This window comes from Novosphingobium resinovorum (assembly GCF_027922145.1).
In the GTDB taxonomy this organism is placed as follows: domain Bacteria; phylum Pseudomonadota; class Alphaproteobacteria; order Sphingomonadales; family Sphingomonadaceae; genus Novosphingobium; species Novosphingobium resinovorum.
In genome coordinates this window covers 349,089-364,697 of the sequence record NZ_BSFC01000011.1, presented here as the reverse complement: position 1 = coordinate 364,697, position 15,609 = coordinate 349,089, and the positions used below count along the sequence as shown (strand labels likewise).

The following is a 15,609-nucleotide window of genomic DNA, read 5'->3' as shown; positions in this document are numbered from 1 at the left end:
TACTCTCCCTAGGTAATTGCTTTTTGGCAGCTACTTAACTGCCGCGCGGCCTACTTGATCCGCGTCCATGTCTGGGTTTTGCATAGCGGCCAGACGATGCAGCCCTTGAGCTTGAGGGTGTCCGCGCCCGCCGGGGTGATCGTGGCCTTGTAGGTGCCGCCGTCTTCCGGGTTGTAGATCGTCCCGCCCGACCAGGCGTTGCCGTCCTGCTTGAAGCCGCCGAGGATCTGAAGTCCCTTGAGGCGGCGGTCGCGCTTGGATGCGTCCTTGTTGTTGATGTCCTTGAGTTCCGGGTTCTTCAGGATGTTCTCGGAAGACACCAGCTTGCCGCAGATCGAGCCGCCGCAGCGTTCGATCTCGACCACGCCGTGCTTGGCAGGCGTGCGCCACGAGCCTGCCAGCGCGCCCGCATCCGCCGCCAGCACCGGCGATGCGGCGACGATCGCAGCGCTGGAACCCAACGCCAGCGTTGTAAGTTTAAGGAAGTGCATTTGCGACCTCTCCATCTCTCTCGCCCGGATTTCTAAGCTGGAACCGTGCCCCTGACTTCGCAGGTGACGACCGATCCCGACCGGATGGACTCAGCATATCCCAAAATTTGCTTGACGTATAGGGAAAGATTCGCACCTTAAGGGAAGACGTTCGGGAGAACGAGGATCGCTATGGATTCGGCACTCAAGCCGGCCGGGTCCGCCCATGGAGAGGAATGCATGCAAAGCGTCGTGATCGCGGGCTACGCCCGTTCGCCGTTTCACTTGGCCAACAAGGGCGCACTGGCCCGCGTCCGCCCCGACGACCTCGCCGCGCAGGTGATCCGGGGGCTGATTTCCAAGACCGGCGTGGAGCCCGCCGATATCGAGGACATCATCGTGGGCTGCGCTTTTCCCGAGGGAGAGCAGGGGCTTAATGTCGCGCGCCTGATCGGCCAGATTGCGGGACTGCCGCAGTCGGTCGGCGGGATGACGGTGAACCGTTTCTGCGGCTCCTCGATGAGCGCGATTCACATCGCCATGGGTCAGATCGCCGTAGGGGCTGGCGAGGTGTTCATCTGCGCCGGTATCGAATCGATGAGCCGGGTGCCGATGAGCGGCTTCAATCCGCTGCCGAACCCGGCGCTGGCCAGGTCGACCGCCGCTTACATCGGCATGGGCGAGACGGCCGAAAACGTCGCCACCCAGTATCAGATTTCGCGCGGCGAACAGGAAGCGCTCGCCGTCGAGAGCCAGAAGAAGGCCGCCGCCGCGCGCGAAGCAGGCAAGCTGGCCGACGAGATCGTGCCCATCGAAACCAAGGGCGGCACCGTCAGCGAAGATGGTACGATCCGTCCCGAAACCACCGCTGAAGCCCTTGCTGGCCTCAAGCCCGCGTTCGATGCCAACGGTTCGGTGACGGCGGGCACGTCTTCGCCGCTGACCGACGGCGCCAGCGCGGTGCTGGTGACCACCGAGGAATACGCGCGCGCCCACGGCTTGCCGATCCTCGCCCGCATCAAGTCGGTGGCGATTTCCGGCTGCGCGCCCGAGACGATGGGCCTTGGCCCGATCCTCTCCAGCCAGAAGGCGCTGGAGCGCGCGGGGATTTCCGCCGGTGACCTCGACGTCGTGGAACTCAACGAAGCCTTTGCATCTCAGGCACTTGCCTGCATCAAGGATCTGGGCCTCGACACCGCCAAGGTGAACATCGACGGCGGCGCGATCGCCATCGGCCACCCGCTCGGCGCGACCGGCGCGCGCATCGTCGGCAAGGCGGCCTCGCTGCTCAAGCGCGAGGGCGGCAAGTACGCGCTCGCCAGCCAGTGCATCGGCGGCGGTCAGGGTATCGCCACCGTTCTGGAGGCCGTGGAATGAGCGGCTCCATCAAGAAAGTCTGCGTCATCGGCGCGGGCACCATGGGTGCCGGGATCGCCGCACAAGTCGCCAATGCGGGCGTGCCGGTGCTGCTGCTCGACATCGTCCCGAAGGACGGCGCGAACCGCAATGCCGTGGCCGAAGGCGCGGTGGCGAAGATGCTCAAGACCGAGCCCGCGCCGTTCATGAGCAAGGCCGCCGCCAAGCTCGTCGAGACCGGAAACATCGAGGATCACCTTGAAAAGATTACCGAATGCGACTGGGTGATCGAGGCCGTCATCGAACGCCTCGACATCAAGCAGGGCCTTTACGCCAGGCTTGAGGCGGTGAAGCGCGAGGGGACGGCGGTGTCGTCCAACACCTCGACGATCCCGCTGGCGCAGCTGGTCGATGGCCGGTCTGACGCCTTCAAGCGCGACTTCCTCATCACCCACTTCTTCAACCCGCCGCGCTACATGCGGCTGCTGGAGATCGTGACCGGGCCGGATACCGACGCCGGTGTCGCCGCCAAGGTCGAGCAGTTCGCCGACGTGGCGATGGGCAAGACGGTGGTGAAAGCCAAGGACACGCCGGGATTTATTGCCAATCGCATAGGCACTTACTGGATCCAGCTGGGCCTCAACGCGGCCTTCGACCAAGGCTTGAGCGTCGAACTGGCCGATGCCGTCGCGGGCAAGCCCATGGGCGTGCCCAAGACCGGAATTTTCGGTCTCGTCGATCTCGTCGGCATCGATCTGATGCCGCATCTGCAGGCCAGCCTTACTTCGACGCTGCCCAAGGACGACCCCTACCACGCCATCGCGCGCAGCCATCCGCTTATCGAAAAGATGATCGCCGACGGCTATACCGGACGCAAGGGCAAGGGTGGATTCTACCGACTTAACAAGGAGATGGGCCGCCGTAAGGAGACCATCGACCTTGCTACCGGCGAGTACCGCGAGACCATCCGCGCTGCCGGTCCCTCGGGCAAGGCATCGCGCGGCGACCTGCGTGCGCTCGTCGAGACCAAGGGGCCGATCGGCGACTATGCCTGGGCGGTTCTGGGCGGGACGCTGGCTTATGCGGCTTCGCTGATTCCGTCGGCGGCGGACGATGTGGTGGCGATCGACGATGCGATGAAGCTCGGCTACAACTGGAAGGCCGGGCCGTTCGAGATGATCGACAAGCTGGGCGCCGCCTGGCTGGCGCAGCGCCTTGAATCCGAAGGAAAACCCGTCCCTGAAATCTTGAAGGTCGCGGGCGACAGGCCGTTCTATCGCGTCGAAAACGGCGTGCGGCAGGCACTGGCACTCAACGGCACCTACAGTGACATTAAGCGCCCACAAGGCGTCCTCAGCCTCGCCGACGTGAAGCTGGCAGGCAAACCACTGCTCCGTAACGCCTCCGCCGCGTTGTGGGACATCGGCGACGGCGTCACCGCGCTCGAATTCACCGGCAAGATGAACGCGCTCGACGGCGAGGTGATGAAGCTGATCGTCGAGGCGATCCCGCTGGTGGCAGCGAAGTACAAGGCTCTGGTCGTCTACACCGACGCCGACAACTTCTCGGCCGGGGCCAACCTCGGCCTCGCGATCTTCGCGGTGAACATCGCCGCGTGGAGCGAGATCGAGAAGCTCGTCGCCGGTGGACAGATGGCGTACAAGGGCCTCAAGTACGCGCCGTTCCCGGTGGTCGGCGCGCCGGCGGGCATGGCGCTGGGCGGCGGGTGCGAGATCCTGCTCCACTGCGACGCGATCCAGGCCCATGCCGAGCTGTACATGGGCCTCGTCGAGTGCGGCGTCGGCCTTGTCCCGGGCTGGGGCGGCAATGGCGAATTGCTCGACCGCTGGCAGAGCAATCCGATGATGCCCAGGGGGCCGATGCCTGCGGTGGCCAAGGTGTTCGAGACGGTGTCCACCGCCTCGGTATCGAAGTCGGCCGCGCAGGCGAAGGAGATGCTGTTCCTACGCGCCGACGATGCGATCACCATGAACCGCGATCGCCTGCTCTACGATGCAAAGCAGAAGGCGTTGTCGCTGGTCGATGGCTACAAGCCGCGCGAGGCCCCGCACTTCCGCCTGCCCGGCGAGAGTGGCCGCACCGCGCTGTCGATGGCGGCCGAGGGCTTTCGCAAGCAGGGCAAGGCCACTGACTACGACATGGTCGTCTCCGACGCGCTGGCGACGGTGCTGACCGGCGGCGAGGCCGATCTGGTCGATGTGGTGAGCGAACAGGAACTGCTCAAGCTGGAGCGCGAGGCTTTCATGCGGCTGGTCCGCAGTCCGCGCTCGATCGCCCGGGTGGAGCACATGCTCGAAACCGGCAAGCCGCTGCGCAATTGAAACAAGAGAACAACGGGACGCATTGGTGACTGATTACCCCACACTCGTCATTGCGAGGCCGAAGGCCGAAGCAATCCAGGGCGGTTTGCGCCGCCCTGGATTGCCGCGCGGCCCCAAGTGCTTTTGGGCCGCTCGCAATGACGAAGAGTGGGGTGTGAAGACGCAGCGTAACCCGCGAGGAGAGTGACACATGCAAGTCTATGAGGCGCCCCTGCGCGACATGCGGTTCGTGATCCACGAACTCCATCAGGACGACGGCTTCGGCAATCTGGAGGCGCTGGAGGAATTCAGCCCCGACCTCGTCGACGCCGTGCTCGAAGAGGCGGCGAAGGTGGCGCAGGAAGTCCTGCTGCCGCTCAACCGCTCCGGCGACATCGAGGGCTGCGTGCTGGAAAACGGCGTGGTCCGCACCCCCAAGGGCTTCAAGGAAGCCTACGAGATGTTCCGCGACGGCGGCTGGTGCGCGCTGGCGTCCGATCCCGAATGGGGCGGGCAGGGCCTGCCCGAGGCGGTGAACAAGATGACCGAGGAGATGATCTGCTCGGCCAACCTCTCGTTCAGCCTCTACCCCGGCCTGACGCACGGCGGCACCACCGCGATCGAGGCTTACGCCAGCGACGATCTGAAGCAGTTCTACCTGCCCAAGATGGTCTCGGGCGAATGGTCGGGCACGATGTGCCTCACCGAGCCGCACTGCGGCACCGACCTGGGCATGCTGCGCACCAAGGCTGTGCCGCAGGAGGATGGCTCCTACAAGCTGACCGGCGCCAAGATCTTCATCTCGGCGGGCGAGCATGACCTGACGCCCAACATCGTCCACCTCGTTCTCGCGCGGCTTCCCGATGCGCCCGAGGGTGTGAAGGGGATCAGCCTGTTCCTCGTGCCCAAGTACCTGCCCAAGGACGACGGCACGCCGGGACCGTCGAACGGCGTTTCAGTGGCGGCGATCGAGCACAAGATGGGGCTCAAGGCCTCGGCCACCTGCCAGCTCAACTTCGACGATTCCACCGGCTGGATCGTCGGCAAGCCGGGCAAGGGCATGGAGGCCATGTTCAAGATGATGAACACCGAGCGTGTCTCGGTGGGCGTGCAGGGGCTTGGCGTGGGCGAGGCGGCCTATCAGTCGGCCGTCTACTACGCGAAGGACCGCCTGCAGGGCCGCTCGCTGTCGGGCGTCAAGAACCCGAACGGCCCGGCCGACCCGATCATCGTCCACCCCGATGTGCGCCGCATGCTGATGACGATGCGCGCCTACAACGAAGGCTGCCGCGCGCTGGGCGGCTGGGTCAGCCGCGCGCTCGATGCCGAGAAGCACGCCACCGACCCGGCGGTGAAGCAGAACGCCGAGGATTTCATCGCGCTGATGACCCCGGTGGTGAAGGCGCTGTTCACTGACCTCGGCCACGAAAGCGCCAATCTGGCGGTGCAGGTCTACGGCGGCCACGGCTACATCGCCGAGAGCGGCGTGGAGCAGTACGCCCGCGATGCGCGCATCGCGATGATCTACGAGGGCACCAACGGCATCCAGGCGCTCGATCTGGTCGGGCGCAAGATGCCCGCGCACATGGGGCGCTACTTGCGCAGCTTCTTCCATCCGGTGTCGGCCTTCGTCGAGGCGAACAAGGCGGACGCGCAGTTCGGTCCGATGATCGCCGCGCTGGAGAAGGCGTTCGGTGCGCTGCAGCTTTCCACCGGCACCATCGCGCAGAAGGGCATGAAGGATCCCGAGGAAGCAGGCGCTGCGGCGACTGATTACCTGCGGCTGATGGGGCTGGTGGCGATGGCCTACTGCTTCGCGAAGTCGGCGCTGATCGCGTGGGACAGGCTGGGCGAAGGCAGCGAGGACGCGGGCTTCTACAAGGCGAAGCTGGCGACGGCGCAGTTCTACTTCGACCGCATCCTGCCGCAGGCGACGGCAGCGTTCCTGGCGATCAAGGCGGGCAAGGCCTCGATGATGGCGCTGGAAGACGCGGCGTTCTGATGGGGGAGGGGTGGGGGTTGCCCACCCCCTCGTTCTAAAATCCGTCATCCCCGCGAAGGCAGGGACCCATCTGATGCCGGTGCAACAGGCTCTGTCATCAGTTGGGTTCCCGCCTTCGCGGGAATGACGACGTGTAAACGAGAGTGACCTCTCATTCCCCTCCCGCTTGGGGGAGGGGGCAGGGGTGGGCCTCTATTAAGCCGCTACCGTCTCCGGCCGCATCAGTTCCTCGGCCATGCGATCGGCCACGACCGGCGGCGGCAGACCGTCGCTGGCGGCGGTGTCCAGCAGTTCGCGCATGCGCGGACCAATCGCCATGACCCGGCCGCGCACTTCGCTTTCGCTCTCGCCGAGGTATTCGGCCGCGACGTTGATGATGCCGCCCGCGTTGGCGACATAGTCCGGCGCATACGCGATGCCGCGCTCCATCAGCAGGTCCGCGACATGCGGCGCGGCAAGCTGGTTGTTGGCCGCACCGCACACGACCTTTGCGTGCAATGCCTCGACCGTCGCGTCATCGAGCGCACCGCCCAGCGCGCAGGGCGCGAAGACTTCGGCCTCCACGGCGGCGATGCCCGCGATCCCCATGATCCGCGCGCCGGTTTCCTCGGCGAGACGCGCGCAGCGCAGCGGGTCGATGTCGGCAACCACCAGCTTCGCGCCCGCGCCGTGGAGCAGCCGCGCCAGCCCCGCGCCGACATTGCCGACGCCGGAGATCGCCACCGTCACGCCCGCAAGGCCGCTTCCGTAGCGGAACTCGACCGCCGCCTTCATCGCCTCGAACACGCCGAGCGCGGTCCAGGGCGAGGGATCGCCGCCGGCAAGGCCCGGCAGCGCGGTGCGGCCCGCGACATGGCGGGTATGGCGCGCCACGCACTCCATGTCGGAGACGCCGGTGCCGACGTCCTCGGCGGTGACGTAGCGGCCATCGAGCTTCTCGACCGCCTCGCCGAACGCTTCGAACAGCGCGCGGCGGTCGAAGTCACCCGCCGGGCGGCGCAGCACGGCCTTGCCGCCGCCGAGCGGCAGGTGGGCCATGGCGTTCTTGTAGCTCATGCCTTCGGCCAGCCGGAAGGCGTCGCGCATGGCGGCTTCGGGGTCGTCGTAAGTCCACAGGCGGCAGCCGCCCGCCGCAGGCCCGCGCGCGGTCGAGTGGATGGCGATGATGCCGTCAAGACCGGCGGCTTCGTCGGACAGGCGGACATATTCGATCGGCGGCATCATGCGCCGGGTCTGGGCAACCATCGTCAAGGCTCCATGCGGGAGTGGTGTTAGCACCCGCATTATGCCGGGAGAGGCGAGGGCGTTCTGACCTCATTTCGACGCTGGCGGGGAAAATCCGACGCGACGAAGGTGTTCCGCTTGTGATATGCGGTGAAAATGACCGGACTTGATCCTTATGAGCGAAAAATTCTCCGCGAACTGCAGCGCGACGCGAATCAGACAACGGCGCAGATCGCCGAGCGGGTGGGGCTGTCCCCCTCGCCCTGCTGGCGGCGCATCGACCGGCTGGAGCGCGAGGGCTTCATCCAGCGCCGCGTGGCGATCGTCGATCGGCACAAGGTGGGCCTCAACGCGCATGTCTTCGTGCAGGTGAAGCTGAACGCCCACGGCCGCGCGAACCTCGATGAATTCGCCGCCAAGATCCGCGAATATCCCGAGGTTCTGGACTGCTACGTGCTGCTGGGCTCAGTCGATTTCATGATCCGGGTGGTCGCCGAGGACATCAGCGCCTATGAGCGCTTCTTCTTCGAGAAGCTGTCCCAGCTTCCCGGCGTTCAGGAAATCACCTCGACGGTCGCGCTGTCGGAGATCAAGGCGACGACCGCGTTGCCGATCTGATGGGGCCGATTTGAACGAACGAAAGGTATTGGATGTCGCACCCCCTCACGATCGAGCCCACCCCCGAGGCCCCGCAACTGACGGACAGGATGCGCCTCAAGGCCATCGTCGCGGGCTCTGCGGGCAATCTGATCGAGTGGTACGACTTCTACGTCTACGCCTTCACCGCGCTCTATTTCTCCTCCGAGTTCTTCCCCAAGAGCGACGCGCTGGTGCAGGTCATGGCGACCAGCGGCATCTTCGCGGTGGGCTTCCTGATGCGGCCGATCGGCGGGTGGTTCTTCGGGCGCTATGCCGACCGGCACGGGCGGCAGAAGGCGATGGTCGTCTCGGTGCTGATGATGGGTGCGGGGGCGCTGCTGATCGCCGCGCTGCCGACATACGCGACGATCGGCGTCGCGGCTCCGGCGCTGCTGCTGGTCGGACGCATGTTGCAGGGCTTCTCGACCGGCGGGCAGTACGGCACGGCGGCGACGTACCTCTCCGAGATCGCCGGGCCGAAACGGCGGGGGTTCTGGTCCTCGTTCCAGTACGTCACCCTGATCGGCGGGCAGCTGACCGCGACTTTGGTGATCCTGGTGCTGCAGCAGCTGCTGGGCGATGCCGGGATGAAGGCGTGGGGCTGGCGCATCGGCTTCCTGATCGGCGCCGTCGCCGCCGGGTGCATCGTGCTGTTGCGCGATCACATGCACGAGACCGCAGACGCCAAGGACCGTGAAGGCGCCGAGGCTGGAAGCCTTGCGGAACTGTTCCGCCACTCGACCCGCGCCTTCCTGATCGTCGCGGCGCTCACGGCAGGCGGCAGCCTGATGTTCTATTCGTTCACCACCTATATGCAGAAGTTCCTCGTCCTCACCGTCGGCATGGCCAAGGAGACGGCGACGCTGATGATGACGGCGGTGCTGATCGTGTTCATGATCCAGCAGCCGCTGATGGGCCTGCTCTCCGACCGGATCGGGCGGCGTAACAACATCGTCGCCTTCGCCGCGCTGGGCGTGGTGTTCACGGTGCCGCTGTTCAGCGCGCTGGCGGTGACGAAAAGCCCGGTCACCGCGTTCCTGCTGATCGCGGCGGGGCTGACGATCTGCAGTTTCTACACCTCCGTCAGCGGGCTGTTCAAGGCGGAGCTGTTCCCCGTCCATGTCCGCGCGCTGGGCGTGGGCCTCGCCTACGGCGTCGCCAACGCGCTGTTCGGCGGCACGGCGGAGAACGTGGCCTTCGCCTTCAAGCAGATCGGCATGGAACACGGCTTCTACTGGTACGTCACTGCGTTCTGCGTGGTGTCGCTCGTGGCGGCGCTTATGCTGCCGGATACCCGCCGCGAAAATCCGCTGGACCGCGTGGCTGCGGCCTAGAGCCTGCATCGTCATTGCGAGCGCAGCGAAGCAATCCAGGGCAGTCTTGCGCCACTCTGGATTGCTTCGCTTCGCTCGCAACGACGAGAAGAAGTGCAATCCAATATCGACATGCGGGGCGGTACTATATTCTGCCGTGTATAGTTATGCTGTGCACAGTGATGAACATTACTCAACATCGCATGCAATCGTGACGCCGTAGCGCAGGGCAACTTATCCGGGCAGAGTGGGTTGATGGTCACATAGGGCGCGCCTTGGGCAAGGAAGGCGTGAACCGGCTGCGGTTTTGCCGTGGTCGTCCCTTAAAAGAAAGCATCACCCATGACGGAAGGATACGGAGCGATCTCTCGGCGCGACGTTCTCAAGACCAGTGCGACGGGCGCGGCGATCGCCGGTTCGCTCGGCCCGGGCAACGTGGCGATGGCGCAGGCCCAGACCGCCGCGCCGCCGCATGCCGCCGTCAGCCTCAAGATCAACGGCAAGGCGACCCGGCTGGAGCTGGACACCCGCACCACGCTGCTCGACGCCCTGCGCGAGCATGTGAAGCTGACCGGCACCAAGAAGGGCTGCGACCACGGCCAGTGCGGCGCGTGCACGGTCATCGTCAACGGCCGCCGCATCAACTCGTGCCTGACCCTGGCGGTGATGCACGAAGGCGACGAGGTGACGACGATCGAGGGCCTCGGCAGCCCGGACAACCTGCACCCGATGCAGGCCGCCTTCGTCGAGCATGACGGCTACCAGTGCGGCTACTGCACGCCGGGTCAGATCTGCTCGGCCGTTGCGGTGCTGGAGGAAATCCGCGCCGGCGTGCCCAGCCACGTCACGGCCGACGTCTCCAAGCCCTCGCCGATGACGACAACCGAGATGCGCGAACGCATGAGCGGCAACATCTGCCGCTGCGGCGCCTACTCCAATATCGCCGAGGCCATGGCTCAGGTCGCAGGAGTAAAGGCATGAGGCCGTTCACCTATGAGCGCGCCACGAGCGCGCAGGATGCGGCTGCGAAAGTCGCCGCGACGCCGGGCGCGCGCTTCATCGCGGGTGGCACCAACCTGCTCGACCTGATGAAGCTGGAGATCGAGACGCCGACGCACCTGATCGACGTCAACGGCCTCGGTATGGATAAAATCGAAGCCATAGACGGCGGCGGCCTGCGCATCGGTGCGCTGGTGCGCAACACCGACCTCGCCGCCGATGCGCGCGTGCGCAAGGATTACGGCGTGCTCACCCGCGCGCTCGTCGCGGGGGCGTCGGGCCAGCTGCGCAACAAGGCGACGACGGCGGGCAACCTGCTCCAGCGCACCCGCTGCCCGTATTTCTACGACGTCAACATGCCCTGCAACAAGCGCAAGCCCGGCTCGGGCTGCGCGGCGATCGGCGGTTTCAGCCGTCCGCTCGGCGTGATCGGCACCAGCGACGCCTGTATCGCCACGCATCCCAGCGACATGGCGGTGGCGATGCGCGTGCTCGATGCCTCGGTCGAGACGATCCGCCCCGACGGCACCACCCGCGCCATCCCCATCGCCGACTTCCACACGCTGCCGGGCCAGACCCCGCACGTCGAAACCGCGCTGGAGAAGGGCGAGATGATCATCTCCGTCGCCGTTCCCAAGCCCAAGGGCGGCACGCATATCTATCGCAAGGTCCGCGACCGAGCCTCTTACGCCTTCGCGCTCGTCTCCGTCGCGGCGGTGATCGGCAAGGACGGGAAGGGCGCCGTCGCCCTCGGCGGCGTCGCGCCGAAGCCGTGGCGTGTCGAGGAAGCCGACGCGCTGCTGCCCAAGGGCTCGAAGGTCGTCGCCGACTGCCTCTTCGCCGGGGCCACCCCGCGCGAGGACAATGCATTCAAGCTGACCCTCGCCCAGCGCACCATCGCGGCGGTTCTTGCGGAGGCAAAAGCATGAAGTTCGACCAACCCGCAGGGACCAACCCGATCGACCGCATGAAGGTCGTCGGCAAGCCCACCACGCGCATCGACGGCCCGCTCAAGGTCACCGGCCACGCGCCTTACGCCTACGAGCATCAGGAACTGCCGGGGAAACCGGCTTACGGCTACGTCGTCGGCTCGGCGGTGGCGAAGGGCACGATCCGCTCGATGGACACCTCCCGCGCCGAACGCGCGCCGGGCGTGGTCGCCGTAGTCACGCACCGCAACGCGGGCAAGATCGCCAAGGGCAACTTCAACACCGCGATGCTGCTCGGCGGCCCGAAGATCCAGCACTACCACCAGGCCATCGCCGTGGTCGTCGCCGAAACCTTCGAGCAGGCCCGCTCCGCCGCCGCGCTGATCGACGTCGATTATGCGCGCGACGGGGGCGCCTTCGACCTCGCCGCCGCCAAGGTGGATGCGCCGGACGCCACCGGCTCCGACGCGCCGACCGCCGTGGGCGACTTCGCGGGAGCCTTCGCCGCCGCGCCGGTGCAGCTCGACCAGATGTACACCACGCCCGACCAGAGCCACGCGATGATGGAGCCGCATGCCACCATTGCCGCGTGGGAGGGCGACAAGCTCACGGTCTGGAGCGCCAACCAAATGGTCGCGTGGGGTGCGGGCGACCTTGCCCGCACGCTCCAGATTCCCCCTGAGAACGTGCGCCTGATCGCGCCCTACATCGGCGGCGGCTTCGGCGGTAAGCTGTTCCTGCGCTCGGACGTGCTCATGGCCTCGCTCGGCGCGAAGGCGGCAAAGCGTCCGGTCAAGGTCGCGCTGACGCGTCCGTTCATGGGCAACAACACCACGCACCGGCCCGCGACGATCCAGCGCATCCGCCTCGGCGCGACGAAGGACGGCAAGCTGACCGCCATCGGTCACGAAAGCTGGTCGGGCGATCTCGAAGGCGGCGGCCCGGAAAGCGCCACGCAGCAGACCAAGCTGCTCTACGCGGGCGCCAACCGCATGACCGCGCTGCGTCTCGCCGTGCTCGACCTGCCCGAAGGCAACGCCATGCGCGCGCCGGGCGAGGCGCCCGGCCTGATGGCGCTGGAAATCGCCGTCGACGAACTGGCCGAGAAGCTGGGCATGGACCCGGTTAAACTGCGCGTCATCAACGATACCCAGGTCGATCCGGAGAAGCCCGAACGCCCGTTCTCGCAGCGCAACCTCGTGCGCTGTCTGGAGGAGGGCGCCGAGCGCTTCGGCTGGGCGCGCCGCAAGGCTCCGGGCCAGGTGCAGGACGGCCGCTGGCTGATCGGCATGGGCGTGGCGGCGGCGTTCCGCAACAACCTCAACATGAAGTCCGGCGCGCGCGTCCGCCTCAGCCCCTCGGGACAGGTCACGGTCGAGACCGACATGACCGACATCGGCACCGGCACCTACACCATCATGGCGCAGACCGCGGCCGAGATGATGGGCGTGCCGCTCGCCAAGGTGACGGTGAAGCTGGGCGATTCCTCGTTCCCGGTCTCGGCCGGATCGGGCGGGCAGTGGGGGGCGAACTCCTCGACGGCGGGGCTCTATGCCGCCTGCGTCAAGCTGCGCGAGGCGATCGTCAGCAAGCTGGGCCTCGGGCCGGGCGAGGCGGTGTTCGAGAACGGACAGGTCCATGTCGGCAACCGCGTCGCGGACATTGCCGCTGCGGCCAAGGGCGGCGAGATCGTGGTCGAGGACTCGATCGAGTTCGGCGATCTCGGCAAGAAGTTCCAGCAGTCCACCTTCGGCGCGCACTTCGTCGAGGTGGCGGTGGACCGCTACACCGGCGAGACGCGCGTGCGGCGCATGCTGGCGGTCTGCGCGGCGGGCCGCATCCTCAACCCCACGGCGGCGCGCAGCCAGGTGATCGGCGCGATGACCATGGGCGTGGGCGGCGCGCTGATGGAGGAACTGGCGGTCGACAAGCGCTTCGGCTTCTTCGTCAACCACGACCTTGCGGGTTACGAAGTGCCGGTCCATGCCGACATTCCGCATCAGGAGGTCGTGTTCCTCGACGAGGCGGACGACAAGGTCTCTCCCATGAAGGCCAAGGGCGTGGGCGAACTGGGCCTGTGCGGCGTCGGCGCGGCGGTGGCGAACGCGATCTACAACGCCACCGGCGTGCGCGTACGCGACTATCCGATCACGCTGGACAAGCACCTCGACAAGCTGGGCGAAGTGGTCTGAGCCTTTAGCCACTCTTCGTCATTGCGAGCGAAGCGAAGCAACCCAGGGCGGCGTAGTGCTGCCCTGGGTTGCTTCGCTTCGCTCGCAATGACGGGAAAGATGAGAAAATTTGGCAGCGGGCGACTTCCGGTCCTAGAATGCCACCCTCCTCGTATTCGGGATTACCGCATAAATGCCCTTCCGGCGTTCCGATCTTGCCGACCTTTCGTATTTCCTTGCCATCGCGCGGCACCGCAACTTCCGCAAGGCAGCGACCGAACTGGGCGTCAGCGCCTCGGCGCTCAGCCACTCGCTGCGCGGGCTGGAGGAGCGGCTCAAGGTCCGGCTCGTCAACCGCACCAACCGCTCGGTCACGCTGACGGCCGCGGGCGAAGACCTGCAGGCCGCGATCCGCGACCCCTTCGCCGCGATCCACGAAGCCGAGGACCTGCTCAACCTCCACCGCGACGCTCCCACCGGCCGCGTGCGCCTCAACGTCCCGGACGAGGCGGCGATGCGGATGCTGGCGCCGGTGCTGCCCGAATTCGTCACGCGCTACCCCGACGTGGAACTCGATATCAGCGTGGACAACACGATGGTGGACGTGATCGAGGCGGGCTTCGACGCAGGGATACGCTTCGGCGGCACCGTGCCCGAGGACATGATCGCCCAGCGCCTGTCACCGGATTTCCGCTGGGTGGTGGCCGGCGCGCCCGCCTACTTCGCAAAGCACGGCGAGCCGCAGCATCCCGACGACCTCATGCAGCACCAGTGCATCCGCCTGCGGCTCGGCAACGGGCGGATGTACAACTGGGATTTCGACCGGGGCGAGGAGTCCCTCGCGCTGGCGGTGCCCGGCGGCATCATCGTCGACAACGGCAGCGTCAGCCGCGCATTGGCGCTGAGCGGCATGGGCCTGATGTACGCGGCGGAACCGGCCATCGCCCCGCTGCTGGCCGACGGCTCATTGCGCGCGGTGCTGCAGGAGTGGGCCTCGCCGGGGCCGGGCTACTTCATCTATTATTCCAGCCGCCGCCAGGTGCCGAGGGGCCTTCGCCTGCTGATCGACCTGATCCGCGAGATGAAGCCCCTCGGCTGACGCCTCAATAATCCTCGGTGTCGATCGTGGCCTGCATCATCGGCGAGTAGCGGTGACCGCTGACCGTCTGCTGGTTGATGATCTCTCCGGCGCGCGCGATCACCTCCGGTGCGATGTCCAGCGTCATCGTCCCGTGGTTCTGGTCGAAGTGCGCGATCGAGCGGGTGCCGGGGATCGCATGCAGGTGCTCGCCCTGCGCCAGTACCCAGGCCAGCGACAGCTGCGCGGGCGTCGCCCCGGCTTCTGCGGCGAGGGCGGCAAGCTGCTCGATCAGCGCGAGGTTGGCCGGCCAGTGCTCTGCCGAGAAGCGCGGCATGCTCAGGCGGATGTCCTTGCCGCCCAGCTGCTCGGGCGCGGTGATCTCGCCGCACAGCGCGCCGCGTCCGACCGGGGAGAACGCGACCAGCGCGATGCCGAGTTCGCGCGTGGTGTCGAGCACGCCCAGCTCGACGTTGCGGGTCCAGAGCGAATATTCGGTCTGCACCGCCGCCATCGGGTGCACTGCATGGGCCTCGCGGATATGCGCGCTCGACCATTCGGAGACGCCGTAGGACCCGATCTTGCCTGCCTCGATCAGCCGGGCCATCGCGCCGACCGAATCCGCGATCGGCGTGTCGCGGTCGAGCCGGTGCATGTAGAACAGGTCGACATGGTCGGTGCCCAGCCGCTTGAGGCTGGCGTCGATCGACGCGGCGATGCTCTCCGGGCGGCAGTCGGTGCCGCGACGCTCGCCTTCCAGCACAATGCCGGTCTTGGTGGCGAGGAAGAATTCGTCGCGCCGGTCCATGATCGCCTCGCGCAGAGTCTCCTCGCTGACGCCCATGCCGTAGATGTTGGCGGTATCGAAATGGTCGCACCCGGCGTCGAGCGCGTGGCGGAACAGCGAAACAGCATCCGCGCGGCTGGGGGCCTCACCGTAGGCCCAGGCGATGTTCATGCAGCCGAGGCCGATGGCGGCGACTTCGCGGCCGGCGAGAAGGCGTTTGGTCATGGGGTATCCTGTATTCCGGGGAACCGCAGAGGTCGGCCAAATCACCTGGCCAGTCAAGCGCGTGGGACGCAGCAAGCTTGCAGAGATTGCATGTA

Annotated in this window: 12 protein-coding genes; 9 read left to right on the top strand and 3 right to left on the bottom strand. The window is 66.6% G+C overall.

Annotation, left to right across the window (positions count from 1 at the left end):
- Positions 1–50 precede the first annotated feature (50 nt).
- A complete protein-coding gene (locus tag PKE80_RS06690; RefSeq protein WP_271181824.1) occupies positions 51–491 on the bottom strand; it encodes a DUF2147 domain-containing protein in 441 nt (146 codons plus the stop codon).
- Positions 492–710: 219 nt separating this feature from the next.
- Here PKE80_RS06690 and PKE80_RS06685 point away from each other — a divergent pair, with 219 nt between their 5' ends.
- From PKE80_RS06685 to PKE80_RS06675, 3 genes are all read left to right on the top strand, one after another.
- Entirely contained in the window at positions 711–1,847 is a 1,137-nt protein-coding gene (locus tag PKE80_RS06685) for a thiolase family protein (RefSeq protein WP_271181823.1), read from the top strand.
- The gene (locus PKE80_RS06680; protein ID WP_271181822.1) at positions 1,844–4,168 is read left to right on the top strand and encodes a 3-hydroxyacyl-CoA dehydrogenase/enoyl-CoA hydratase family protein; all 2,325 of its coding nucleotides are present in this window, start codon (positions 1,844–1,846) and stop codon (positions 4,166–4,168) included. Before PKE80_RS06685 ends, PKE80_RS06680 begins: the two co-directional genes overlap by 4 nt.
- Positions 4,169–4,358: 190 nt before the next feature.
- Complete coding sequence (locus tag PKE80_RS06675; RefSeq protein WP_271181821.1) at positions 4,359–6,149, top strand: acyl-CoA dehydrogenase C-terminal domain-containing protein; 1,791 nt, start codon at positions 4,359–4,361, stop codon at positions 6,147–6,149.
- 195 nt (positions 6,150–6,344) lie between these two features.
- On the opposite strand, the gene PKE80_RS06670 is transcribed toward PKE80_RS06675, so the two are convergent.
- Positions 6,345–7,394, bottom strand: a complete 1,050-nt coding sequence (locus PKE80_RS06670) for a Leu/Phe/Val dehydrogenase (protein WP_271181820.1) — start codon at positions 7,392–7,394, stop codon at positions 6,345–6,347.
- A gap of 135 nt (positions 7,395–7,529) precedes the next feature.
- On the opposite strand from PKE80_RS06670, the gene PKE80_RS06665 reads away from it, so the two are divergent.
- The 6 genes from PKE80_RS06665 (at position 7,530) to PKE80_RS06640 (ending at position 14,523) form a co-directional block, all read left to right on the top strand.
- The gene (locus PKE80_RS06665; protein ID WP_008832262.1) at positions 7,530–7,991 is read left to right on the top strand and encodes an Lrp/AsnC family transcriptional regulator; all 462 of its coding nucleotides are present in this window, start codon (positions 7,530–7,532) and stop codon (positions 7,989–7,991) included.
- A gap of 32 nt (positions 7,992–8,023) precedes the next feature.
- Positions 8,024–9,346, top strand: a complete 1,323-nt coding sequence (locus PKE80_RS06660) for an MFS transporter (protein ID WP_271181819.1) — start codon at positions 8,024–8,026, stop codon at positions 9,344–9,346.
- Positions 9,347–9,667: 321 nt separating this feature from the next.
- Entirely contained in the window at positions 9,668–10,306 is a 639-nt protein-coding gene (gene paoA, locus PKE80_RS06655; RefSeq protein ID WP_008832260.1) for an aldehyde dehydrogenase iron-sulfur subunit PaoA, read from the top strand.
- A complete protein-coding gene (locus tag PKE80_RS06650; protein WP_271181818.1) occupies positions 10,303–11,253 on the top strand; it encodes an FAD binding domain-containing protein in 951 nt (316 codons plus the stop codon). Before paoA ends, PKE80_RS06650 begins: the two co-directional genes overlap by 4 nt.
- Positions 11,250–13,445, top strand: a complete 2,196-nt coding sequence (gene paoC / locus PKE80_RS06645) for an aldehyde oxidoreductase molybdenum-binding subunit PaoC (protein ID WP_271181817.1) — start codon at positions 11,250–11,252, stop codon at positions 13,443–13,445. Before PKE80_RS06650 ends, paoC begins: the two co-directional genes overlap by 4 nt.
- Positions 13,446–13,617: 172 nt before the next feature.
- On the top strand, positions 13,618–14,523 hold the full coding sequence (locus PKE80_RS06640) for a LysR family transcriptional regulator (protein ID WP_271181816.1): 906 nt from the start codon (positions 13,618–13,620) through the stop codon (positions 14,521–14,523).
- Positions 14,524–14,527: 4 nt separating this feature from the next.
- Here the strand turns inward: PKE80_RS06640 and PKE80_RS06635 are convergent, their stop codons facing one another.
- Positions 14,528–15,514, bottom strand: coding sequence for an aldo/keto reductase (locus PKE80_RS06635; RefSeq protein ID WP_271181815.1), 987 nt, complete (start codon positions 15,512–15,514; stop codon positions 14,528–14,530).
- Positions 15,515–15,609 lie beyond the last annotated feature (95 nt).

What these genes read in the sequence shown, in the direction of transcription:
- PKE80_RS06680 (WP_271181822.1), top strand. Translation starts at nt 1,844, where the DNA reads ATGAGCGGCTCCATCAAGAAAGTCTGCGTCATCGGCGCGGGCACCATG.
- PKE80_RS06635 (WP_271181815.1), bottom strand. Translation starts at nt 15,514, where the DNA reads ATGACCAAACGCCTTCTCGCCGGCCGCGAAGTCGCCGCCATCGGCCTC.
- PKE80_RS06660 (WP_271181819.1), top strand. Translation starts at nt 8,024, where the DNA reads ATGTCGCACCCCCTCACGATCGAGCCCACCCCCGAGGCCCCGCAACTG.
- paoC (WP_271181817.1), top strand. Translation starts at nt 11,250, where the DNA reads ATGAAGTTCGACCAACCCGCAGGGACCAACCCGATCGACCGCATGAAG.
- PKE80_RS06690 (WP_271181824.1), bottom strand. Translation starts at nt 491, where the DNA reads ATGCACTTCCTTAAACTTACAACGCTGGCGTTGGGTTCCAGCGCTGCG.
- paoA (WP_008832260.1), top strand. Translation starts at nt 9,668, where the DNA reads ATGACGGAAGGATACGGAGCGATCTCTCGGCGCGACGTTCTCAAGACC.
- PKE80_RS06670 (WP_271181820.1), bottom strand. Translation starts at nt 7,394, where the DNA reads ATGGTTGCCCAGACCCGGCGCATGATGCCGCCGATCGAATATGTCCGC.
- PKE80_RS06685 (WP_271181823.1), top strand. Translation starts at nt 711, where the DNA reads ATGCAAAGCGTCGTGATCGCGGGCTACGCCCGTTCGCCGTTTCACTTG.
- PKE80_RS06640 (WP_271181816.1), top strand. Translation starts at nt 13,618, where the DNA reads ATGCCCTTCCGGCGTTCCGATCTTGCCGACCTTTCGTATTTCCTTGCC.
- PKE80_RS06650 (WP_271181818.1), top strand. Translation starts at nt 10,303, where the DNA reads ATGAGGCCGTTCACCTATGAGCGCGCCACGAGCGCGCAGGATGCGGCT.
- PKE80_RS06675 (WP_271181821.1), top strand. Translation starts at nt 4,359, where the DNA reads ATGCAAGTCTATGAGGCGCCCCTGCGCGACATGCGGTTCGTGATCCAC.
- PKE80_RS06665 (WP_008832262.1), top strand. Translation starts at nt 7,530, where the DNA reads ATGACCGGACTTGATCCTTATGAGCGAAAAATTCTCCGCGAACTGCAG.